This window comes from Methylobacterium sp. W2 (genome assembly GCF_020662345.1).
GTDB lineage: Bacteria > Pseudomonadota > Alphaproteobacteria > Rhizobiales > Beijerinckiaceae > Methylobacterium.
In genome coordinates, this window is sequence record NZ_VMOA01000070.1 from 1 (window position 1) to 18,928 (window position 18,928).

The window sequence follows — 18,928 nt, forward strand, 5'->3', positions numbered from 1 at the left end:
GTCCCCTTCCGTCCCGGTCTGTCCCCCTGTGTCCCCCAATGTCCCCGGGACATGCAGGGACAGAGCAGGCATGACACCGCGCTGGCGACGCTTCTTCGCCGCTGCCTTCGCGCGCTTCTCTGCCTGCGCTGCTTCTGCCTGGATGAGGCTGGCCTTCATCAACGCAGCCATCTGCTCACGGGTAAGGCCCGCAGCGACCATGGCGTCGATCATCTCGGGGGTGATGCTCATGCCCCCCTACTCCGCTGCCATGAGGATGGGATCAGCAGACGCATCGAACTTGCTCGCCTCGTTCCCGAAGGCGTGCCAACCGGGCCGGGTCTCGCGCGCGAAGATTTCGAGGTACGGCCCCTCGCAGAACCGCTCGACCCGGCTGTAGAACTCGGAGGGCTTGCGGCTGTGCTCACGGATCGGGGCGAGTATCACCTCGTGAACGTTGGCCGCCTGGCGCTTCGGCTTGCCGAGCTTGAAGAGCAGGCAGTCCTCGGCGTTCTTACGGGTGGTGTAGCCCTGGCCCATGAAGAGGCCATTCCGGTAGGCGAAGAGCGAATCCTGGTCGCCGCGCTCGGTCTTGATCCAGACGAAGGCGCGGGCCGAGTAGCGGAAGCCGTAGCCCTGAGCGATCTCTGCCGCAGTCAGGCGCGTGCGGGCGCCGGGCGAGCGGTAGAACTTCGGCGACGTGTGCCAGTAGAGCAGGAAGCAGCCGTCAGGGTGCGCGAGGTCGCCGATCGGCAGCGCCGCGATCTCGTGGTCCGTCATCCGCGGGTAGTGTTGCGGCCGCCCCTTGGTGCCACCGATGAACTTCGTCGGGCTGTCCATGACGATGCAGCGAAAATGGCGCTGGGGCAGGTGCGAGAACACGCTCATGCCTGCATCCTCGCCAGCTGGCGGGCGCGGTAGCGGCGGTTCTGATCGTCGGCGATCGTCTTGTAGACCCACGCCTCGTCGACCTTGAAGCCGGCAGCCCTCATCTCGGCGACGATCGTCGACGTGTCCTTGCGCTCGCGCCATTTCTGCAGGGCGGTGTCTTCAGAGAACGTCATGGGTTGCCTCCGTTAGGAGGGCTTCGACCTCGACCAAGCGCATGCCGAAGCTGGCCGCGATGCCCTCGACCGATTGGCCCTCGGCTGCGCGCCGACGGATCTCTGCGGCGTCATCCCGAGGCTGGTAGGTGACCGGCGAGCCGACCTGCCGGCGCACGACACCCCAGCTCTCCAGGATGCCGATCGGCTCGTCGCGGCCGTAGGTGTCGGCGAACGGGATAGAGCAGAAGGCGCAGAGCGCCCGAAAGGTCTTCTGCTCGAGCGAGAGGCGGCCGGTCCGGGTCTTCAGTTCGATGAAGCCGATGCGAACCGTGCCGCCGACCACGAGGAGGTCGGGCAGGCCCTTCGTCAGGCCCGCCTGTCCCTTAGCGGCTTCGTTCGGGATGGCGGCGACCAGCGTGTGCGGGAGGCCGAACATGCGCCAGTGCTGAACGACAGCCGACTGGATCGCGGCCTCGCGCATCGGCACGGCTTTGCTCGCCATGCGACGCGGAAGCTGAGGATGCGCGAAGGTCCGCATGGCTCAGACGCCCTCCCGCTTGGGCGGCCAGGGTAGATCCTGCAGCTTCGAGACCAGTGACGGATTCTGCCACAGAGGCGGCGGCTCATAATCCGGGTGCGGCTTAGACTGCGCGATGATGGTCGCGAAGGTGCCGGCTGCGGTCGTCGCCGGTTGCCGGATCCGATCTCCGAGGACGAGAGAACGCTTCACGCCCTCCATCAGCTGCCGAAGCAGCGAGGGAGCCGCGCCATCCGTCAGGTCCGTCAGGATCTCGATGGCATCGTCGCCGAAATCGAACGGCATGCCGTACCGCTTGAGGATCGCGAAGCGTGCATCATCGTCCGGAAGGTCGACGACGATCTGCATGCCGAACCGGCGCCATAGGGCTGGGTCGAGCGAGTCCGGTCGATTGGTGGCAGCCACCAACACGCCCTTGAACTCCTCGATACGACGCAGGAGCACCGTCAGCATGGAGTTGCGAGCCGATGTTGCTCCGCCTCCGGTTTCATCCGACCGCTTCGCACCGATGGCATCGATTTCGTCGATCAGGATGACGGCGGACGTGTCGGCGAGCGCCAGCGTGTCGAACAGCTTTGCGATGTTGCCCTCGGACTCGCCGAGGTACTTCCCGAAGATGTTCTCGGCACCCACGCACACCAGCGGCACGCCAAGACGGGCGGACAGGTGATGAGCGAGGGTGGTCTTTCCGCAGCCAGGAGGACCGGAGAGCAGCGCTGTGCTGCGCGGCTTGATCCCGACGGCGGCAAGTTCGTCAGCGGCATTGATCTCGGCCAGCCAGCCGAAGATCGAGCTGCGGACACCGCCACCGAGGATCGGCTCCTCGGCATCAGTCGGGCTGCGGACATCGGCCAAGCCTCGCAGCTTGCCGGTCAGATGGGAGACGGCGGCCTCGACTTTGCTCTCACGCTTCCGCGGAGAGGCGCCGTCGGCGATGGGATCGCGGCGCATGGCTCACTGATCCTCGCCGGAGCGCTTCTCGGGACCGGACGGTGGCGACTTCGGCTTGCGGCGGAAGGCGCTCGGCAGATCCATCCCATCCGAACCAGTACGGCGGCACCAGCCCTCGTCCCAGGCAGCGCGGCGCGGATCGCCGGCAACGTAGGGGTTCGCGAACACCTTCGATCCCGCAGCTGCAGCCTCCTCACCCTCGACGCGCGCTGCGTCGATCAGATCCTGGCTCATGGCGCCGGTCGGTGGCTCCTGGTCGTTGCCTGCTTCGCCATCTTCGCCAGGCGCAGAGGTGCCCTCGTCGTGACCCTCGCCGTCAGTCTCGTCGTCGCCCTTCGCATCCTCACCGGACGGCGGCGGCGGGGGAGGCGGGCTGTCGGCTCGACGGCGCGTAGCATCCCCGAGCGGCGTTCCATCCAGCATGCCGAGACTGGCGAGGTAGACCTCCGCAAGCCCTTCGGTCTCCAGGCGCGCAGCACGGGCCGTTTCGTCCTCGAGCATGCGAGCGACGACGACATCGAGGGCCTTCTTATCGAAGCCCATGCTGGCCGCCTCGGACTTCACGTCCTTGACGTCGCCCTGAAGGCCCTTGATCTCACCCTTCAGTCGGACGATCCGCTCCGCGTAGGAGCGAAGCATCGCCGGAGCGCTGCTGTTGGATTGCGATGCGCCTGGATTCGTGCTCATCTTGGCTTCTCCACGAGAGGATGTTTCGACATCAGCCGCTCGGTGCCCTGCTTCGCGGATGGGGCCCGGGCGGTTTTCGTTTGGCCGTCAGCTGACGATGGAAAGGCCGGACTTGCCCGAAGCCTTGGCGGTCGGCAGGTCGGCGAGCGGAAGGGAGAGACCGATGCGGACGCACATGATGACGTCCGACAGCTGCTCGCCCGTCACGGCACCGGCCTTGATCGGCTGACGGTTCAGCCATGCTTCGACGATCTGCCCAGTGATCAGGGCGATGCCGGCTTCGCGGTCCGTGACACTCACTTCGGGGCCCATCATGTCTCTCTCCTAGGTTTGGCTGGATGCCGCAGGACGGTCGTCTGTCCCGGCGCGGCGGATCTCGAAGGCGATGAGAAAGCAGACGCAGCAGCCGGCGTGAGCGAGGTGGGACAGGCCGGTCTCGGGATCTTTCCGCTCTCCATCCCACCAGGCGGTGAGGTGCCGATGCGTCGCCGCGTAAAGGCGGGACCAGGCCATACCGTGCTCCCAGTTGCGCCGGCCGTACTTGCGGGCGCCGAAGCCGAGGACAGCCACGATCGCGCGGAAGGCATCCCAAGGAGCGAGGTCCCAAGGATCTTTCCCGATATCGTCCTTGCGCCCTTCCGGACGTGCGCTGCCGGTCATGGGCGTTCCTCGTTACGGGTGCGGGCGTCCTGGTCGCGCTGCCAGAGGCGCGGATCCCATTCGCGAGCCGGCTCGATCTGATTGGGCCCGCGCGGGTCGATGGCGTCGGCGATGTCGGAGCAGACCTCCCCGACGCGGACACCGAAGCCACGAATGGCGTGACCTGCGAATGCGCAGGCGATCTGAAGGAGGCCGCCGCGACGCATCACAGGCCCCCGTCGATCTGAGATTGCAGCTTGGCGATCTGCGCTTGCAGCCGGTCGTTCCGCTGGTCCCGCGCAGCGCGATCCAGCCACGCCGGCGGCTTCGCCATGACGGCGCAGGCGAACTCGGCGCCGTAAGCCTCAAGCAGCCGCAGGAAGGCCCAGGACGTCGGCGCCGAGCCCCGGTCCAGCCACTTCGCGATGGTATTGGCGGCGATGCCCGTGTCGGCGGCGACGTTGTCGGCCGTCTTCTGCGGATAAAGGGTCCGCAGGAAATCTGTGGTGCGTTCTTGGACAGCTGTCCTGTCGACGTCACCCAGCTGTGCGGAACGTCCGTAAGACTTTCCCATGATCTTCCCCGATGCTGTGTTCATCGGGGCAGACGGAGACGGCGAGCACGGACCGGCAGTGAAAGGAGAATGAGCCATCGAAGTGGCGAAGGTCATGCCGACGCCCCCATGAGAGCGACGGGAACACGACGAAACGCAGGAACAGAAGCGCGACCGGCATGGGCTTGGCGGCGAAGGCCGGCGCGCAGAGCAACAAAGGAGAATCGACCGATGGACGAGGAAGAAACACAGGGCAGCGCGACCATCCTGGCGATGCACGCAATGGTGTCGTGGCTGGTGAAGCGGGAGCTCGAGCGGGAGCCGGAAGCGGCAGGCGACCTCACCCGGCACGTCGCCGAGGCGATGTTGGGGGTGACGCAGCTGGATGCCGAATTGGCAGGCGCGGCGCACGCGGCGCGGGGCGTCGTCGCCAGGGCGATCGGCGAGCGGCCGATGTTCGTCCGGCTGGATAGTTGAGCGGCCGACCGGCGACGCAGAACAAGGGAGCCGGCCGGGCGCGTGAGGAGCGGGGCGCGCTCCATGGGGACGGAGACGATGTTCATCGCGCGGCGCTCCACGGGATGGTCGTCTCAAAAGGTGCGGTCTGACGCTTGCCGAGGCCGATGCCGGCAATCACGGCACCTATGAAAGCAGCGACAAGGCAAAGGCGGACGGCGGCGCTCATTGATGAGCACTCGCGACCTGGGGCAGAGCCGATGATGGCGCCGACTGTGGATAGAGATCCGGCCTCAGCTCATGACGTGAGACACCTGATGCCGCCTCGACCGCAATGACGCGGCGTGGAGGACACTCAACCCACTGGCTGATCGCCTGGGAGGATATGCCGATCCGCTCGCCGAGGGCTTTGGGGCCTCCAGCCATTTTGATTGCGAGGGTGAGGGCCGTGTCACTCATGCAAGCAAGGTAAGTCAAACTTACCTTAAGCGCAAGCGAGAAGTCAGAATTTCTTACCTAGCATGGAGAAAGAATTGCTTACACTCTCAGCGCCTATGGAAAACGTTCTGGGCGCGGTCATCGCGCAGGCCCGTAAAGCACGGAAAATGACGCAAACGCAGGTCGCTTCTGCGTTCGGAATTTCGCGTCCAGCTGTTGGGCAATGGGAAAGCGGAGAGACGTCACCTGGCACCGATCGTCTCGGCGCACTCGCGGAACTCCTTCAGATTGACCTGTCTGCGGCATTGCGCGGCGAGGTGGTCTTGCTCGGCGAGCAAGCGGAAGCGCCGGCGGCGTCAGGGCCGGCCAACGCTCGCATCCGTAACAACGAGACGGTCCCAGATACTGCGGCCCTGAAAGGCCCCCGCAACGTTCCGGTCTACGGAACCGGCTCAGGTGGCCCCGGCGGAGATTTCCGGTTCAATGGCCAGACTATCGATCATGCTCCGCGCCCGCCGGGCATCGAGAGTCGGCGCGATGTCTACGTGGTGTATGTCGTTGGCGACAGCGTCTCGCCCAAGTACGAGGACGGTGACCCCGTCTATGTGGACCCTCACCGCCGGCCCCAGCCTCGTGATTACGTCGTGGTGGAACTTCACCCCGATGAGCACGGCGAGCCAGGCGACGCATTCGTGAAAAGGCTTGTGAAGCGCACCCCGACGAAGCTCGTGGTGGAGCAGCACACACCCGCGAAGGAAATCGTCTTCGAGGAGGCGGACGTCCTCCGGGTGCACCGCGTGATTCCATACCCCGAGCTGATTGGAATCTGACGATGTCCATCATCGCCATGGTGACGTGGATCCACCGGCCTATCCAGAAGCGGAGGCCGTGATGGCCGAGCGCAAGCCCTTCCTGTCCAATACGGCCAAGGACGTCTTTCCGCCGGGTGCGGAGGGGGATTTTATCCTGCCGGTCTGCATGCCGAACCCGAACCTGCTGATCGGAGAATCGCTGGCCGTCATCCTGGTCGAAACGGTGGAAGGACAGCGGGTCGGTGTGCCGTTTAGCATCGAGGCGCTGTCAGGCCTGCATGAGCTGCTAGGCGAAGCCCTACGGCTATTAAGTGCGCCTGAGGGTGGGACGGTGCAGTGAGACGTTCGGTTGGCCGAATAGAGTCGGCAAGCCAGCCCGTATGAGCGCAGCTGAGGCGACCCTTCTCCGGATGAGCGCCGCGCTGAACGAGCAAAAGCTCGTCTCAGGCCCATTGAGTTGGTATCCTGGGAACCGCCCAAAAAAACTTGTTTTGGCAGCTCTTGCAGAGGGCAAGTCAATCAGCGCGGAGCTCCACGTTTCCGCTGTTTTGGGGCTTCCGAACGAGAATGTAACGTTCCAATTGTGCCTTGCCGAGCCGACTGACACATACCCAATCGCTAGATTTGATTGGAGGCCACCCACTGTTCATACGAACAAGGTCGGGCCTCATAGGGGGGTCCGAAGCGGGACCGGCCTCCACCCCTATCAAGAAAACGCGGCACTTGGCTTCGCATGCATGGTCGCGGACAACCTACCGGTCTGCCTTCCCGTCATTCCTGAGCCTCAGGATTTTGAGGAGGCCGTCGCCTATGTATGTGCTACCTTCAACCTCGCGTTCGTCGACGGATTGCCCCTGCCGCCATGGTCACCGAGCCTGATCTTATGAGCCGTCACCCGCTATCCGCCGTCGCGGATGAGGCGGCGCGCGCGCTTGTTCGCGTCAGACCCGGACCTGGAGCCGACGCGCGTATCATGTTGCCCGTTCTTTACCCTTCCGGCGCCTCCGTCATGCTGCGTGTAGGGGGCGGTCCGAAGGATTATGTGGTGACCGACGACGGGTCCGCCGCACGAGAGGCGGACATGGCCGGTGCTACCGAGTTCTTTCATCGCGCTGCTCGCGAAATAGCCGAGCGCTGCGGTGTTCGTTTCGATGGCCACGAGTTATTCGAAATCGAGGCGCCGGCTGACAATTTGCCGGGCTTCATGGCGATTGTTGCCGATGCCTCGCGGCAGGCTGCGCAACTCGTCGCCGAGCGACATGCTGAACGACTGGACCGTAGATTCAAAGTTGGCCTTGCAGATCGCCTGATCGACGTTTTTGGTCATCGTGTCGTTGAGGCAAGACCCCAGTTCTCTGGGGCCTCGACCCACCCGTGGCCCTTTGATGCCGCGGCACGCTTCGGCGACCGAGTGGTGCTATTTGCGAGCGTTACGCCGTCCGCAATATCCGTTTCCTCCGCCTACCTAAAAATGGACGATGTTCGCCGCCTATCTGAGGCTCCGAAGACTGTGGCTGTTCTGACGCGCCCCGCCGCCTTCCGGCAGGACCAGAGACTAATTCTGAGTCGCGCTGCTACGATCGTCGATGCCAAGGCGAGTGATGACGAGTTCAGGCGAGTGGCAGCCTAGAAAGGCAACGCGTCCGCCACCCCTCTTGGCACGCTCCCATAGGTAGCGAAGGCGTAGACCTCGCCTTCGTCGAACTCCCCTGCCCCCGTCCGGAAGAACGCAGCAGCACCGTCCGCGTGCGCACCATCGACCTTTTCCTCCGCGATCCTCCGCGCCTCGTCCGCGTCCTTGCAGGTCGTGAAGCGCCCTGGCGCGAGGTTGCCCTTGCTATCCCACATGAACGTCTGAACGCCGTAGATGGGCTTCGACTTCATCGGGCCCTCCCCTCATTGCGGCCGCTCGGTATCCCTGGAGACCGGATACAGGCTGATGTTTTTGCCGCTGCCGCCACGGTCCTGACAGGGGCGGCAGCGCAACTTGCTACCGAGGCCCGGGATCGTGTTGAATCCATTGCGTTGGGCATCCCTGACCCGCGAACACGGCCAGTAGGATCGATGCCCGCAGTCATCGCACCGAATCCGCAGCCCCACGACGTCTGATAGCTCGGGCTCAGGCATCCTTCGCGCATTGTCCACCCCGCACACCGTCACGTTTGTTCCTGATTTGTTCTAGGGTGGAGTTGATGGTGGGTGTTGTCGAGTCCTTTTCGGTCCTGTGGACAACGGGCACGCGCTAAAAGAAAGCCAAGCTTACCTTACCTGTTGCGCATAAAGGAAAGCTGTGCTTACATACATCCATTGCCCCACGGTGATGGAGCCAGCCTGTGCCACCCTCTCTCGAAGACCCTGCCTCCTACTGGTTGATCTGCTCAGCGCTCTTCGTGTGCGCGGCCGGCTGCGGCTTCCTTCTCCTCGAAAATCTGCGTGAGCACCGCGCTCGCACGGCCGGCCGCAACGCCTCCTCCTTCGAGTGGAGGCATTGATGACCTCGACGCTCATCCACGCCTTCCCGGGCTCGGGCCGCCGCAAGCCTTACGTCTCCGCCGAAGCCGAAGGCCGGAAGGCCGATCGCATCGCCAAGGAGAAGGCTGACGCCAAGCGCCCCAGCGCTCGCTTCAGCGTCACCGAACTGACCCGCTTCCAGAAGGCGGCCGTCACCCTGGTCATCAAGGGCGACCCGGACGCGATCCGCGCCGACCGCCTGCTCTGCAAGACGATCCGCAACAGACAATCTGGCTACGTGAACCTCGCTCCCGAGGCTCAGGACGCTGCCTTCCTCGCTCGTTTCCTTCGCCGGCGTGAGCTGAACGGCTTCTGCGTCGGCCTCGCCCGGTTGGATGAGATTGCTGGCGTCACGCAGCCCGCCGGCCGCGCAATCGAGATCCCCCCGGACGCCCTGGTGGAAGCGCTAGGCCGCCTCGAGGCGGTCGAGGGTGAGGGCGCTGAGCGGGCCGCCGCTGCCGCCTCCCACCTGCGGACCGCCACCATCAATCCCCGCACGGCCTTCGCTAGCGTCAGCCTCTCCCCTGAGGATCGTCGCCTCGTCGCCGACGCGCTCCATGCTGTCGGAGTCGGCCGCATCACCGTCGGCAAGTTCGATGGCGGCACCGGATTCCGGCCGCGCATCGCGCCGTAGCGCGCGCCGCCTCCCCTTCGACCCACCCTATTCCCGCTCTCTCGCCCCGTGAGGCTGCCATGAGCACGTCGTTTCGCAACACCGACCCCACGCTGACCGCCAACGATCTGGCCTTTCAGGTCGAGGCGACGGCCCGCGCCTCCCGCGCCCTGATGCAGGCGGTGGCCAAGCTGGCGTTCGAGGGCGCCACTGGCGCTACCTTCGACAACGGCAACGGGCAGCGCGCCGTGGAGCGCCTCCGGGCGGCCTTCGAGGGCGCCGTCGAGGACACGCGCACCGCGTTCGTCGATGTGCTTGGTGGTCCCGGCGCCGCAAATGGCAGCGTCGCTTCCCTCGTCGTCGCCCTGCGCAATCGCCTCAGCGAGAACGAGATGGCTGCGTCCTGCCGGGCCCGCAACGCTGACCCTCTGGTGGCCGCAGCCCACGCCCACGGGGCCGCCCTCGCAGCCAGCCTCCCGCCCATGACGCCGGACTATCAGCTCGGCTTCACCAACTGCGCGGGAGCCTGAGCCATGCCCGCGAACGACAACGTCGCCCCGCTCGACGTCACCGCCCTCAGCATCGGCTTCGTCGCCTTCCTCGTCCTGGTTGGCGGTCCGGCTGTTTCGATCTGGCTCTGGAGCGTGTGGTCATGAGCCGCCCGCTCATCATCGACAGCTTCGCCGGCGGCGGCGGCGCGTCCGAGGGCATCCGCCGCGCGCTCGGCCGGGACCCGGACTATGCGCTGAACCACAACCCGATCGCCCTCGCGATGCACCGGATCAACCATCCGGACACGCATCACGTCGAGGAGGACGTGTGGAATGTCGACGCCGTGTCGTTGTGCGGTGGCCGCCCGGTCGGGCTCCTCTGGATGTCCCCGGACTGCAAGCACTTCAGCAAGGCGAAGGGCGGGAAGCCGCGCGAGAAGGCGATCCGGGGCCTCGCATGGGTCGGAGTCCGCTGGATCAAGAGCCTGCCGAAGTGGCAGCGCCCGCGCCTGGTCTGCCTGGAGAACGTCGAGGAGTTCCAGGATTGGGGCCCGCTGCTCGACGACGGCCGCCCGTGCCCCGTCCAGCGCGGCGCCACCTTCCGCAGCTTCGTCGCCGCCTTCGAGGCCATGGGCTACGTGGTCGAGTACCGCGAGCTGCGCGCCTGCGATTACGGCGCGCCGACCATCCGCAAGCGGCTGTTCCTGGTCGCCCGCCGGGACGGCAGGCCGATCGCGTGGCCGGTGGCGACGCACGGCGACCCGAAGTCCGAGGCCGTTCGGTCCGGCCAGCTCCGGCCCTGGCGGACCGCGGCGGAGATCATCGATTGGTCGCTGCCATGCCCGTCGATCTTCGAGACCTCGGCCGAGATCAAGGCGAAGTACGGTATCCGCGCGAACCGCCCGCTCGCCGACGCCACCATGGCCCGCATCGCCAAGGGCACGAAGCGCTACGTCCTCGACGCGGCGAAGCCGTTCCTGGTCCGGGTCAACCATGGCGACAGCCGCGGCCGCCGCGACCGCGGGCTCGACGAGCCGATGCCGACCGCGACCCACTTCGAGGGCGACGCCCTGGTGACGCCCTTCGTGAGCTACGCCCAGCAGGGCGGCATGAATCGGGACGCAGCCGACCCTCTCCACACGATCACGGCCAGCCCGAAGGATCAGAACACGATCGTCGCGCCCGTGATCGTCAACGTCGCCAATGGCGGGACCACAGGGCGGGCGCCGAACGTCTGGCCCGCGTGCGATCCGCTGCGCACCGTGACCCAGGCCGGTACCCATGCCGTCGTGGCGCCGTTCCTTTCGCCTCGCTACCAGGAGAAGCCGGGCAGCGAGCCGCGCGTGCGCAGCGTCGAGGAGCCGTGCGCCACGATCGTCGCCGGCGGCAACGTTCCGGGGCACCTGATCTCCGGCTACCTCGTCCCGCGCTACGGCGAGCGGCCCGGCCAGGATCCGCGCACCCGGTCGCTTGAGGAGCCATTCCCCGTCGTCGTGCCAACCGGGAACGAGGGCAGCCTCGCCGCCATCCACATGACCCGCCAGTTCGGCGCGTCGGTCGGATCGGACGTCGAGGAGCCCGTCGGGACGATCACCGCCGGCGGCGCAGGCAAGGCCGGGGTCGTCGCCGCCTTCCTCGCTCAGCACAACACCGAACGGAACGGAGCGATCAAGCCCGGTTCCGACGTGCGCGAGCCTGTGTCGACGATTACGGCAGGCGGCGGTCATCAGACCCTCGTCGCCGCCCACATGCTGAACCTGCGCGGCTCCGACCGCCGGGATGGCTCGATCGAGGCACCTGCCCCGACTTTCTCGGCCGGCGGCAACCACGCTGCGGCCGTCTACGCCTTCATCCAGAAATACTATGGCGCCGGCGAGCCCTCGCAGGCCGCCGACGAGCCTATGCATACCCTCACGACCAAGCCCCGGCATGGCGTCGTGACGGTGACCATCCAGGGCCAGCCCTACGCCATCGTCGACATCGGCATGCGGATGCTGACGCCCCGCGAGCGGTTCAACGCGCAGGGCTTCCGGCCCGATTACGTGATCGATCGCGGCGAGCTGGAGGAAGGGACGATCATCCCACTCACCCTGGAACAGCAGGGCGCGGCCTGCGGGAACTCAGTCTGTCCCGACCTTGCCGACGCCCTCGTCGCCGCGAACGCCGACGCCATCGAGTTCGAGGGCGGCCGCCAGCGCGATCGCCGCCCGATGGATCCCGCCCCCATGACCCTCTTCGCAGCGGAGTAGGCGCATGAGCATCACCCTCTCTGCCGAGTTCGGCCTCCGCGAGCAGGACGGCAAAGCCTGGATCACCCTGAAGGCGAGGGAGACCGAGTCCGTCACCTTCATCTGGCCCGGCGGCATCAAGCGCGCGGGCGCGGTTGCTCAGGCCATCAACGCCATCGGCAAGGCTGAGGCTGCGCTGAAAGCGGCCCGGAAGGACTGCCGGGATCCCGATACGGATTCGGCGCTCTCCACCAAGGCCGGAGAACTCCTCGACGAGGCGCTGATGGCGCTTGGGGTGAAGCCATGAGCGGCAGCCGCACCGAGTTCTCGAAGGCCGTCCGCCGCGCCGCGTGGTATCGCGCCGGCGGCGAGTGCGAGATGATCCTGGAAGGTGGGATCTGCTGCGGCTGCCCGCTCACCCCGGGCAAGCATGCCTACGACCACGTCATCCCGGATCAGATGGGCGGAGAGCCGACGCTGGAGAATTGCCAGTGCCTCTGCACGCCCTGCCACACGGAAAAGACCCGGCAGGACGTAGCCGACATCGCGAAGGCGAAGCGCCGCCAGGACCAGCACCTCGGCATCCGCCGGCCCGCTCGGATGCAGGGCCGTGGCTTCCAGAAGTTCGCACCGCAGTGCTCCGCCACCCGAGGCTGCTCGAAAACCGAAATCGCCTACAAGAGGGACCGCTGACATGACGACCCGCGTCACGACCAGCGACCGCGAGGTCGGTCGCCTCATCGCCCACCACCGCAAGCGGAAGGGCATCCTGCAGCGCGAGCTCGCCGACGCGATCGGTATCTGTCACGCGCAGATCAGCCGGTACGAGTGCGGCCACGAGTACGTGTCGCTCTCTCGTCGCACCAAGATCGCGGCGGCCCTCGGTGTCGACCCGCTGACCTTCGCGGATCCCATGCTTGAGGAGGTGACGCCGGACGAGCGCGACCTGCTGTCCGCTTACCGCCGGATCCAGGCACCCACCGGCCGGACCAGCGTCCTCCGCGTCATGGCGGCCATTGAATCCGCCCACGGAGCACCGTCATGCTGAACGGTCCTGACCTTTCCGGTTTCGACCTTGCGGCGCTCGCTGCCGGCCTCGAAGCATCTGCGCTCCGCCAGGATCGCCACCGGCGGCTTGCCGACAGCATCGGCGTGCCAGCCGATTGCCCCGAGACCTCTCGGGCAGTCGCGGCAATCGATGCGGATGCGGCAGCTACCGCCGAGGCTCACCGCCTCGTGTCCCTCCTCTGGCGGTTTGCGATCGACGAGGGACATACCCAGCCAGGTCTGCTCGCCCGCGCTTTTGGAATTCTCAACCGCGGGAGGACGCCAGTCGATGCGACTTTCCGCTTACGAGACAGAAATCAGGGAGCAAGCGGCAATGGCTGAGAAGAACCATGCGATTACTGCTCGCCACGTCGTCCCGTTCCAGAGTGCCGCGCGCGAGCTGGGACTTAGCCCCGCGACTCTCCGCCGCCTGTGCAAGGAGGGAATCGGACCGACCCTCCTACAAATCAGCACCCGCCGGCTCGGCGTTCGACGGGGAGACCTGGATGCCTGGGTTAAAACGCGAGAGGTAGGCGGCCAAAGGTGATCGAGATCTGACCCTTGGTACCCATCCGTAAACGTCCGAGAAGGGTGGTAATCGGACCTTTGCTTCTGAACCGAAAGCAGACGCTCCGCGTCCCACCCAAGTCGGCAAAAGCAGCCGATCCTTGCCTTGCGAAGAAATGGACGCTCAGCGGTCCGGGACGATGAGAGACTATGGATATCTGGTTTTCAAGTATCGGCAGCAAGTGAAGTGGCAATCCACTCCTGTGCTCTATCCAAGTTGTAAAATACTGGAGGCCGTGAACGGTAGATCCGTCCGAACCCGGCCTCCAGAAACCACTTACCAGTATCTTCGCTCTGTTCGTTCGACAGGCGGACCAGCACTGCGACGAGCTTGTCTCGAGCGAACACGAGCAGACCGTCGGTGTCTTCGCTGTCGGTCGCGACCCGAACAGGCTGAAGACGGAGAGTCATGCAACTGCTCTATTGTTCAAGTGCAGATAGTTGGGCTTGAACTCAGCCAGTGCCTTCAGATGACGAGCATCGAGGATCTTCAGCGTTTTGCCTCTGAGTTCGATGAGTCTGCGTCGCCGCAACTCCTGTAGCGACCGGTTCACGTGCACCGTCGATACCCCCGTCGTATCGGCGATCTGGGCCTGAGTGAGCGGCAGTTCACAGGTGTCTTCCGTCGCGAGGCCGACCGTCTGCAACCGGATGAATAGTTCGCAGAACAGATGGGCGATCCGCTCAATCGAGGAGCGACAGCCGACATTCACCAACCACTCTCGCAACGTCGCCTCATCCGCGAGCGTGCTCATCCGCAAAGCACCCGCGATTGTGGGATGTTGGCTCACGAGATCCCGCACCGCGTCGAAGGGGATGCGGACCACCGTGCAGGTCGAAAGCGTGGTGATCGCGTGATCCATCTGATCGAGGCGCGCGACATCGAGATCGCAGCTGTCCCCGGGTAAGAGGAAGGCGGTGATCTGACGGGTGCCATTGGCGCGCTGCTTGTAACGGCACGCAATGCCACTCATGACGAGATACACGCCGCGTGGTTCATCGCCCTCTTCGACCAGGATGGTCCCCGGCACAACGGTACGAGGATGGGCGCTGATCCGTTCGAGCGTGGCTCGATCCGTATCAGACAAACTCGCGAACCCTTCCAACTTGCGTATGAACGGGTTGCTCGAAGCACTCGTCGGGATGCTCTCCCACGAGGCCGGGATGAGATCGTTCTCCCTTGGATCCCGAGCATAGGCTGCGACCGACCGAGCCAACTCCCTGATGCCGTGAATCAGAGTAGAGGGCAGGACCGGCTTGGCCAGCCAGGGCACTCCACGAAAACCATTAGCGAGAGGATCGTCCTCCTGGAGGCTCGAGTGGACCAGGAAAGGCACGCCAAGGCGGCGTAACTCCCCAGCCAGATCCACGCAGAACCCTTCCCGCAAGAGGGGATCCAGGATTGCGAGGCTGGGCCTCCTCTGCTGAAGCAAACGCAACGCCTCAGCTGTCTTCGTGAAAGGACCTAGCACCTCGTAACCCGCATCCTCGAGCGCATCGACGAGGTCGAGGGCAATCAGCGCGTCGTCTTCGACGAGCATGATAGTAAGTGGGCTATGCCCCATTGATACCAGCGCCTTCTAATGGGCCTTAGCCGAGCGTAAAACGGGATCGCCTAGGTTCAATGGCGCGAAGTTTTGGTTAGAGTAAATACCGAATCTGATTCCAGAGGAGCCTGGTGTGGAACCGGACTTAAACGAAATGTGCGAAATTAAACATAAATAATTGCAGCAAGCGCGATTTGTGCTGGGATGATTTTTGATCTATGGTTTCTTATTGCAAGCACGATAACCGAGCGCTTGCGACTGAGAGACGCTTTGCGCTCTTGCTCTCCCAGGGAGACAAGAGCCGTGGCTCATCTTCAGCAATCTGATATCCGTAATCGCCTATTAAAGGCAATGACATCCGATGATTTTGGGCGTATGCAGCCGCATCTTCAAATCGTCGATCTTCCACTAAAGTACGTTCTGATCGAACCTGATGTCTCAGTCATGCATCTCTATTTTTTGGAGAGCGGGATCTCGTCCACCACCTTGAAGGGCGCGGCGGGGCATGTCGAAGTTGGTCTCGCGGGCTGGGAAGGGTTGTCAGGAGCCGTACCCGTACTTCTTGGCAACGACCGTATCCCGCATGACACTTTCATGCAGCTGGCCGGCCAAGGACTGCGTATCAGGACCGAGGCCTTACGTGCGGCGGTCGAAGAAAGCCCGTCGATGCGCAAGTTGCTACTGAGCTACGTTCAGACTGAGTTCGTCCAGGCCCGGCAAACCGCCTACGTCAATGCCACCTACACGACGGAGCTGCGCTTAGCGCGATGGCTGCTGATGTGCCACGACCGAGTGGACGGGGACGAACTGCTGGTCAAGCATGAGTTCCTGGCGGTGATGCTGGGCGTGCAGCGCACCGGGGTCACGCTGGCCCTTCAGGTGCTGGAGGGGGCGGGCCGCATCCGTGGCCGACGCGGGCGCATCACAGTGACGAACCGCGAACTTCTGGAACAGGTGGCAGGCGACAGCTACGGGGCTGCAGAGGCGGAGTACGCCCGTTTGATCGAGGGGGCCTGATGCCCCGCTACTTCTTCAATCTCCGCTATGGCCACGGTCCCGACAAGCTGGCCGTTGATCCGGAAGGGGACGAGCTCCCTGATCTCGATGCCGTCCGCATGCATGCGTTGCATTCCGCGCGGGACCTTATCGCAAGATCGCGCACGGACGCGGTTCGCGACTGGTTCGTGTGTTCGTATGAGATTGAGGACGAGGACTGTCACCGATTGCTCACGGTTCCATTCAGCGACACGGTTCCAGACAATGGAGACGACGGCAAGCTTTAACCGTGATCGACAGAGCAGAACGTTTCGATCGCTCCTAAGGATGCTATCTACATCGTTCAGTATCTAATCATTCAATCTTTTACCTACTCAGAAAAAATCGCAAAGCCACCCACCCGGTCGTCGTCCGCTGCCTCAACAGCCTAGAAGCGGACCTTCCGAGGGTCTGCAAGGGGTCGGAAGCGGACGGTACCAAGCGTTAGACGTCGTCCATTAGCGAGCATTCCCTTCCATTTGGGATAGGTGTGCGGCCCACATATCCAGCGCGGCTCGCTTCTCGGTCGCGTAGGTTGCTCGATTATAGATGCCAGCGACCCCGGCCCTCGAACCCGAGACGTGGTTCAGCACGGCCTCAACGATATGGGGGAGTACACCGAGGTCCGCCATGCCGGTGGCTGCGGTGCGGCGCAGATCGTGGAGCCGCCAGCCGGTTACGCCCGAGCGCTTGTCGTGCGCGGCCTTCGCCCGCGAGAACCCTTGGAATCCGCCCTCCCCCTGGCCGAATACCAGCGTGCGGCCTTCGATATGCGGTGCTCCGGTCAGCAGGCCCAGCGCGGAACCCGATAACGGCACGTCATGCGGCAGGCCGTTCTTCACCCGATCCGCAGGCAGCTTCCAGACGGCGCCGACCAGATCAATCTCGGCCCAGGCCATGCCGGCGACCTCGTCGCGGCGCTGGCCCGTCAGCAGAAGCAGCCGGACGATCCGCCCGAAGTCATCGTTTCGGCAGGCGCCGAGGACGGCCTTGATCTCATCCTTCGCGAGAACCCGCGCGCGTCTCTCCTCCGGCGCGGGCTTCGGCACGCCGACCACCGGGTTCATATCGGCCGCCCCGGTCCCAATCAGCCAGGCGAAGTGAGCCGACAGCGCGGCACGCGCTCGGTTCGCGGCATAGGGGCCGGCATCCCGCGCGATCTCGGCGAGCCGCGCCGCCACCTGCTTGCGGTCGATCGCGTGGAGCGGCGTCCGGTGGAGAGGCTTCCAGACAACTCGCATGTAGCGCGCTGCCTCGCTCAGGCTTGCCGGCCGCAGGTTGGGGGTGACGGCCGTCAGGTACGGCTCGATGCCGTTGCCGAAGGTGATGGCGGCCCGGGCGCGCTCCTTGGCGCGCTCCGCGTGCGGATCCTCGCCCAGCTTTGCCCTCGCGAGACGCTCGCTTGCCGCCCTGCGAGCATCGGTCGCCGAGAGCAGGCCGACTCGACCCAAACTCTCTCGCTTTGTCTGGCCGAGGGCGTTTCGGTACTGGACTACCCATTGCCGGGAGCCGCCCCCACTTATCCGGAGACCGAACCCCGGCAGGTCGTCATCGAAGACGACGAGGCGGTCTTTGCCCGGAGGAAGCTGCAGCGCGGCGGCGGACTGGTTCGTGAGGCGCATGGATCCCCGCCGGTAAGCACATGGTAAGCGCACGAGATGATGCCAGTGGCTTTCCTGGCTCTGAAGAGAGAGGGTATCTCGATAATCGTCAACGAAATCAACGGCTCTTGCTGTCCGGTAAGCGCCTATGGTACCTACTGAAGCGTAGCACTTGTGTTTCGTAATGAGGGGGTCGGGGGTTCGAATCCCTCTTGCGGCACCAATACATAACTGACTTCCTGCTTAACCGGACAGCGCCTCCGGTAAGCAGGTCCAGAAAATCGCCATCGGTAAGCAGCGACCACGGAAAATCCTTCGTCGTCGGCTTTCGCGTGTCTGGATCCCGGCAGGCCTGACCTTGCCGAGCGGCGAGGCGCCGCGCCGCAGATCCAACATTGTCAGACGCATTCGGAAGCCGCTCAAGGTGAACCCCGCCTAACGGTCGGATGCTACTCGAGCAAGCGCATCAGCGAAGAGTCCGACACGCAAACCGAATGGACTTACCCCGTGACCCTTGCTGAAGAGGACGGCGAGTTCGTTGCCTCCTCGGTCGATCTAGCCGAGGCCCTGGCGGGCGGGTCGTCGTTTCATTCGTTCCGGCCTGAGAACACACAGCCAGACGCGGGACGATCCGCCCGGGCGTGAGTCGACCTCTCATGCGGAATCACAAAACATCGGACACGTAGTGTTGCTGAAATGCACTCTCCCTAGAGCAATTTCGCGCATGCTCGGAATTTAACATGCTTTGGTTGTATCGCGTCCGATTTGCATCAATAACTCGTGATCTCACACATTTGTGACCCACGGGATTTGCAAAATGGAACCGGCTCTTTCTGAGGCAAGCGACGGAGTCATTGCTGTACCGTCGCCTGATCCGGCGACGAATACTGCGGAGCCTAAGGCTCAAATTCGCAAAATCCTAAAATCGACGAAGATTTTGGCTGAGAAAGGGCGTTGGCGCAAGATCATTCTGATAACGAGCGCCTCATACCAGCGAGCGCTGATGGTGACTCATGGGGTTTCGGATCGGCGGCGGATCTGATTCGATGCGGTGAACCGGGAAGGTTTGCCATGTCCGCAGCCGTGCCGCTTCGCGAAGACTTCAACGCCGACGCTCTGCGCCATCTGGCCAAGACGAGCCGGGATGCCGGGCAAAGCCGGCGTCTTCTGGCGCTGGCGACGATCTACG

29 protein-coding genes and 1 pseudogene are annotated in these 18,928 nt (G+C 64.4%); 15 read left to right on the plus strand and 15 right to left on the minus strand.

Going from position 1 to position 18,928, the window contains the following annotated elements:
* The 10 genes from FPV16_RS24940 to FPV16_RS24985 form a co-directional block, all read right to left on the minus strand.
* A partial coding sequence (locus FPV16_RS24940; RefSeq protein WP_227441208.1) for a hypothetical protein occupies positions 1–231 on the minus strand: 231 nt, incomplete at its 3' end.
* 6 nt (positions 232–237) lie between these two features.
* Positions 238–867, minus strand: a complete 630-nt coding sequence (locus FPV16_RS24945) for an MT-A70 family methyltransferase (protein ID WP_227441209.1) — start codon at positions 865–867, stop codon at positions 238–240.
* Entirely contained in the window at positions 864–1,043 is a 180-nt protein-coding gene (locus tag FPV16_RS24950) for a hypothetical protein (protein ID WP_227441210.1), read from the minus strand. Before FPV16_RS24950 ends, FPV16_RS24945 begins: the two co-directional genes overlap by 4 nt.
* A complete protein-coding gene (locus FPV16_RS24955) occupies positions 1,030–1,527 on the minus strand; it encodes a VRR-NUC domain-containing protein (RefSeq protein ID WP_227441211.1) in 498 nt (165 codons plus the stop codon). The genes FPV16_RS24950 and FPV16_RS24955 overlap by 14 nt, the downstream gene beginning before the upstream one ends.
* 39 nt (positions 1,528–1,566) lie before the next feature.
* Complete coding sequence (locus tag FPV16_RS24960) at positions 1,567–2,514, minus strand: ATP-binding protein (protein ID WP_227441212.1); 948 nt, start codon at positions 2,512–2,514, stop codon at positions 1,567–1,569.
* 3 nt (positions 2,515–2,517) lie between these two features.
* Positions 2,518–3,201: a DUF2312 domain-containing protein gene (locus FPV16_RS24965; protein ID WP_227441213.1), complete on the minus strand. Its 684-nt coding sequence runs from the start codon at positions 3,199–3,201 to the stop codon at positions 2,518–2,520.
* A gap of 87 nt (positions 3,202–3,288) precedes the next feature.
* On the minus strand, positions 3,289–3,516 hold the full coding sequence (locus FPV16_RS24970) for a hypothetical protein (RefSeq protein WP_227441214.1): 228 nt from the start codon (positions 3,514–3,516) through the stop codon (positions 3,289–3,291).
* A gap of 9 nt (positions 3,517–3,525) precedes the next feature.
* Positions 3,526–3,861 (minus strand): dATP/dGTP diphosphohydrolase domain-containing protein, encoded by a 336-nt coding sequence (locus FPV16_RS24975; RefSeq protein WP_227441215.1) that lies wholly within the window; start codon positions 3,859–3,861, stop codon positions 3,526–3,528.
* Positions 3,858–4,067: a hypothetical protein gene (locus tag FPV16_RS24980; protein ID WP_227441216.1), complete on the minus strand. Its 210-nt coding sequence runs from the start codon at positions 4,065–4,067 to the stop codon at positions 3,858–3,860. Before FPV16_RS24980 ends, FPV16_RS24975 begins: the two co-directional genes overlap by 4 nt.
* The gene (locus tag FPV16_RS24985; RefSeq protein ID WP_227441217.1) at positions 4,067–4,438 is read right to left on the minus strand and encodes a hypothetical protein; all 372 of its coding nucleotides are present in this window, start codon (positions 4,436–4,438) and stop codon (positions 4,067–4,069) included. Before FPV16_RS24985 ends, FPV16_RS24980 begins: the two co-directional genes overlap by 1 nt.
* A 186-nt stretch (positions 4,439–4,624) precedes the next feature.
* On the opposite strand from FPV16_RS24985, the gene FPV16_RS24990 reads away from it, so the two are divergent.
* Positions 4,625–4,870, plus strand: a complete 246-nt coding sequence (locus FPV16_RS24990) for a hypothetical protein (protein WP_227441218.1) — start codon at positions 4,625–4,627, stop codon at positions 4,868–4,870.
* A gap of 204 nt (positions 4,871–5,074) precedes the next feature.
* On the opposite strand, the gene FPV16_RS24995 is transcribed toward FPV16_RS24990, so the two are convergent.
* Positions 5,075–5,308, minus strand: coding sequence for a transcriptional regulator (locus FPV16_RS24995; protein ID WP_227441219.1), 234 nt, complete (start codon positions 5,306–5,308; stop codon positions 5,075–5,077).
* A 62-nt stretch (positions 5,309–5,370) separates the two neighbouring features.
* On the opposite strand from FPV16_RS24995, the gene FPV16_RS25000 reads away from it, so the two are divergent.
* The 3 genes from FPV16_RS25000 to FPV16_RS25010 all read left to right on the plus strand — a co-directional run bounded on the left by FPV16_RS25000 (position 5,371) and on the right by FPV16_RS25010 (position 7,729).
* A complete protein-coding gene (locus FPV16_RS25000; RefSeq protein WP_227441220.1) occupies positions 5,371–6,117 on the plus strand; it encodes a helix-turn-helix domain-containing protein in 747 nt (248 codons plus the stop codon).
* Between the two features lie 61 nt (positions 6,118–6,178).
* Complete coding sequence (locus tag FPV16_RS25005; RefSeq protein ID WP_227441221.1) at positions 6,179–6,439, plus strand: hypothetical protein; 261 nt, start codon at positions 6,179–6,181, stop codon at positions 6,437–6,439.
* A 633-nt stretch (positions 6,440–7,072) separates the two neighbouring features.
* Positions 7,073–7,729 carry a hypothetical protein gene (locus tag FPV16_RS25010; RefSeq protein WP_227441222.1) on the plus strand — a complete coding sequence of 219 codons (657 nt, stop codon included), beginning with the start codon at positions 7,073–7,075 and terminating at the stop codon, positions 7,727–7,729.
* Here FPV16_RS25010 and FPV16_RS25015 read toward each other — a convergent pair.
* Complete coding sequence (locus tag FPV16_RS25015; protein ID WP_227441223.1) at positions 7,726–7,983, minus strand: hypothetical protein; 258 nt, start codon at positions 7,981–7,983, stop codon at positions 7,726–7,728. The genes FPV16_RS25010 and FPV16_RS25015 overlap by 4 nt on opposite strands.
* Before the next feature lie 607 nt (positions 7,984–8,590).
* Between FPV16_RS25015 and FPV16_RS25020 the strand changes: the two genes are divergently transcribed.
* From FPV16_RS25020 to FPV16_RS25050, 8 genes are read left to right on the plus strand one after another with little or no spacing between them, the layout of a single operon-like run.
* Complete coding sequence (locus tag FPV16_RS25020; protein ID WP_227441224.1) at positions 8,591–9,244, plus strand: hypothetical protein; 654 nt, start codon at positions 8,591–8,593, stop codon at positions 9,242–9,244.
* A 59-nt stretch (positions 9,245–9,303) separates the two neighbouring features.
* Complete coding sequence (locus FPV16_RS25025) at positions 9,304–9,753, plus strand: hypothetical protein (RefSeq protein WP_227441225.1); 450 nt, start codon at positions 9,304–9,306, stop codon at positions 9,751–9,753.
* 3 nt (positions 9,754–9,756) lie between these two features.
* On the plus strand, positions 9,757–9,879 hold the full coding sequence (locus FPV16_RS26215; RefSeq protein WP_264484024.1) for a hypothetical protein: 123 nt from the start codon (positions 9,757–9,759) through the stop codon (positions 9,877–9,879).
* Entirely contained in the window at positions 9,876–11,963 is a 2,088-nt protein-coding gene (locus tag FPV16_RS25030) for a DNA cytosine methyltransferase (protein ID WP_227441226.1), read from the plus strand. Before FPV16_RS26215 ends, FPV16_RS25030 begins: the two co-directional genes overlap by 4 nt.
* Positions 11,964–11,967: 4 nt before the next feature.
* Positions 11,968–12,249: a hypothetical protein gene (locus FPV16_RS25035; RefSeq protein ID WP_227441227.1), complete on the plus strand. Its 282-nt coding sequence runs from the start codon at positions 11,968–11,970 to the stop codon at positions 12,247–12,249.
* Entirely contained in the window at positions 12,246–12,635 is a 390-nt protein-coding gene (locus FPV16_RS25040; RefSeq protein WP_227441228.1) for an HNH endonuclease, read from the plus strand. Before FPV16_RS25035 ends, FPV16_RS25040 begins: the two co-directional genes overlap by 4 nt.
* A 1-nt stretch (position 12,636) precedes the next feature.
* Positions 12,637–12,990, plus strand: coding sequence for a helix-turn-helix domain-containing protein (locus tag FPV16_RS25045; protein WP_227441229.1), 354 nt, complete (start codon positions 12,637–12,639; stop codon positions 12,988–12,990).
* Positions 12,984–13,331: a hypothetical protein gene (locus FPV16_RS25050; protein WP_227441230.1), complete on the plus strand. Its 348-nt coding sequence runs from the start codon at positions 12,984–12,986 to the stop codon at positions 13,329–13,331. The genes FPV16_RS25045 and FPV16_RS25050 overlap by 7 nt, the downstream gene beginning before the upstream one ends.
* Positions 13,332–13,721: 390 nt before the next feature.
* On the opposite strand, the gene FPV16_RS25055 is transcribed toward FPV16_RS25050, so the two are convergent.
* Both FPV16_RS25055 and FPV16_RS25060 read right to left on the minus strand, forming a co-directional pair.
* Positions 13,722–13,967 (minus strand): hypothetical protein, encoded by a 246-nt coding sequence (locus FPV16_RS25055; protein WP_227441231.1) that lies wholly within the window; start codon positions 13,965–13,967, stop codon positions 13,722–13,724.
* Complete coding sequence (locus FPV16_RS25060; RefSeq protein ID WP_227441232.1) at positions 13,964–15,097, minus strand: helix-turn-helix domain-containing protein; 1,134 nt, start codon at positions 15,095–15,097, stop codon at positions 13,964–13,966. The genes FPV16_RS25055 and FPV16_RS25060 overlap by 4 nt, the downstream gene beginning before the upstream one ends.
* A 309-nt stretch (positions 15,098–15,406) precedes the next feature.
* Between FPV16_RS25060 and FPV16_RS25065 the strand changes: the two genes are divergently transcribed.
* Positions 15,407–16,120 carry a Crp/Fnr family transcriptional regulator gene (locus FPV16_RS25065; protein WP_227441233.1) on the plus strand — a complete coding sequence of 238 codons (714 nt, stop codon included), beginning with the start codon at positions 15,407–15,409 and terminating at the stop codon, positions 16,118–16,120.
* The gene (locus tag FPV16_RS25070; RefSeq protein ID WP_227441234.1) at positions 16,120–16,386 is read left to right on the plus strand and encodes a DUF6894 family protein; all 267 of its coding nucleotides are present in this window, start codon (positions 16,120–16,122) and stop codon (positions 16,384–16,386) included. Before FPV16_RS25065 ends, FPV16_RS25070 begins: the two co-directional genes overlap by 1 nt.
* A gap of 210 nt (positions 16,387–16,596) precedes the next feature.
* On the opposite strand, the gene FPV16_RS25075 is transcribed toward FPV16_RS25070, so the two are convergent.
* Positions 16,597–17,760 (minus strand): tyrosine-type recombinase/integrase, encoded by a 1,164-nt coding sequence (locus tag FPV16_RS25075; protein WP_227441235.1) that lies wholly within the window; start codon positions 17,758–17,760, stop codon positions 16,597–16,599.
* 1,050 nt (positions 17,761–18,810) lie between these two features.
* Between FPV16_RS25075 and FPV16_RS25080 the strand changes: the two are divergent.
* Positions 18,811–18,928 (plus strand): annotated as a pseudogene (locus tag FPV16_RS25080) (IS630 family transposase); the annotation flags it as partial.

Excerpts from the sequence above, each read along its gene's own strand:
- FPV16_RS24945 (WP_227441209.1), bottom strand. The coding sequence starts at position 867 with ATGAGCGTGTTCTCGCACCTGCCCCAGCGCCATTTTCGCTGCATCGTC.
- FPV16_RS24950 (WP_227441210.1), bottom strand. The coding sequence starts at position 1,043 with ATGACGTTCTCTGAAGACACCGCCCTGCAGAAATGGCGCGAGCGCAAG.
- FPV16_RS24955 (WP_227441211.1), bottom strand. The coding sequence starts at position 1,527 with ATGGCGAGCAAAGCCGTGCCGATGCGCGAGGCCGCGATCCAGTCGGCT.
- FPV16_RS24960 (WP_227441212.1), bottom strand. The coding sequence starts at position 2,514 with ATGCGCCGCGATCCCATCGCCGACGGCGCCTCTCCGCGGAAGCGTGAG.
- FPV16_RS24965 (WP_227441213.1), bottom strand. The coding sequence starts at position 3,201 with ATGAGCACGAATCCAGGCGCATCGCAATCCAACAGCAGCGCTCCGGCG.
- FPV16_RS24970 (WP_227441214.1), bottom strand. The coding sequence starts at position 3,516 with ATGATGGGCCCCGAAGTGAGTGTCACGGACCGCGAAGCCGGCATCGCC.
- FPV16_RS24975 (WP_227441215.1), bottom strand. The coding sequence starts at position 3,861 with ATGACCGGCAGCGCACGTCCGGAAGGGCGCAAGGACGATATCGGGAAA.
- FPV16_RS24980 (WP_227441216.1), bottom strand. The coding sequence starts at position 4,067 with ATGCGTCGCGGCGGCCTCCTTCAGATCGCCTGCGCATTCGCAGGTCAC.
- FPV16_RS24985 (WP_227441217.1), bottom strand. The coding sequence starts at position 4,438 with ATGAACACAGCATCGGGGAAGATCATGGGAAAGTCTTACGGACGTTCC.
- FPV16_RS24990 (WP_227441218.1), top strand. The coding sequence starts at position 4,625 with ATGGACGAGGAAGAAACACAGGGCAGCGCGACCATCCTGGCGATGCAC.
- FPV16_RS24995 (WP_227441219.1), bottom strand. The coding sequence starts at position 5,308 with ATGAGTGACACGGCCCTCACCCTCGCAATCAAAATGGCTGGAGGCCCC.
- FPV16_RS25000 (WP_227441220.1), top strand. The coding sequence starts at position 5,371 with ATGGAGAAAGAATTGCTTACACTCTCAGCGCCTATGGAAAACGTTCTG.
- FPV16_RS25005 (WP_227441221.1), top strand. The coding sequence starts at position 6,179 with ATGGCCGAGCGCAAGCCCTTCCTGTCCAATACGGCCAAGGACGTCTTT.
- FPV16_RS25010 (WP_227441222.1), top strand. The coding sequence starts at position 7,073 with ATGTTGCCCGTTCTTTACCCTTCCGGCGCCTCCGTCATGCTGCGTGTA.
- FPV16_RS25015 (WP_227441223.1), bottom strand. The coding sequence starts at position 7,983 with ATGAAGTCGAAGCCCATCTACGGCGTTCAGACGTTCATGTGGGATAGC.
- FPV16_RS25020 (WP_227441224.1), top strand. The coding sequence starts at position 8,591 with ATGACCTCGACGCTCATCCACGCCTTCCCGGGCTCGGGCCGCCGCAAG.
- FPV16_RS25025 (WP_227441225.1), top strand. The coding sequence starts at position 9,304 with ATGAGCACGTCGTTTCGCAACACCGACCCCACGCTGACCGCCAACGAT.
- FPV16_RS26215 (WP_264484024.1), top strand. The coding sequence starts at position 9,757 with ATGCCCGCGAACGACAACGTCGCCCCGCTCGACGTCACCGCCCTCAGC.
- FPV16_RS25030 (WP_227441226.1), top strand. The coding sequence starts at position 9,876 with ATGAGCCGCCCGCTCATCATCGACAGCTTCGCCGGCGGCGGCGGCGCG.
- FPV16_RS25035 (WP_227441227.1), top strand. The coding sequence starts at position 11,968 with ATGAGCATCACCCTCTCTGCCGAGTTCGGCCTCCGCGAGCAGGACGGC.
- FPV16_RS25040 (WP_227441228.1), top strand. The coding sequence starts at position 12,246 with ATGAGCGGCAGCCGCACCGAGTTCTCGAAGGCCGTCCGCCGCGCCGCG.
- FPV16_RS25045 (WP_227441229.1), top strand. The coding sequence starts at position 12,637 with ATGACGACCCGCGTCACGACCAGCGACCGCGAGGTCGGTCGCCTCATC.
- FPV16_RS25050 (WP_227441230.1), top strand. The coding sequence starts at position 12,984 with ATGCTGAACGGTCCTGACCTTTCCGGTTTCGACCTTGCGGCGCTCGCT.
- FPV16_RS25055 (WP_227441231.1), bottom strand. The coding sequence starts at position 13,967 with ATGACTCTCCGTCTTCAGCCTGTTCGGGTCGCGACCGACAGCGAAGAC.
- FPV16_RS25060 (WP_227441232.1), bottom strand. The coding sequence starts at position 15,097 with ATGCTCGTCGAAGACGACGCGCTGATTGCCCTCGACCTCGTCGATGCG.
- FPV16_RS25070 (WP_227441234.1), top strand. The coding sequence starts at position 16,120 with ATGCCCCGCTACTTCTTCAATCTCCGCTATGGCCACGGTCCCGACAAG.
- FPV16_RS25075 (WP_227441235.1), bottom strand. The coding sequence starts at position 17,760 with ATGCGCCTCACGAACCAGTCCGCCGCCGCGCTGCAGCTTCCTCCGGGC.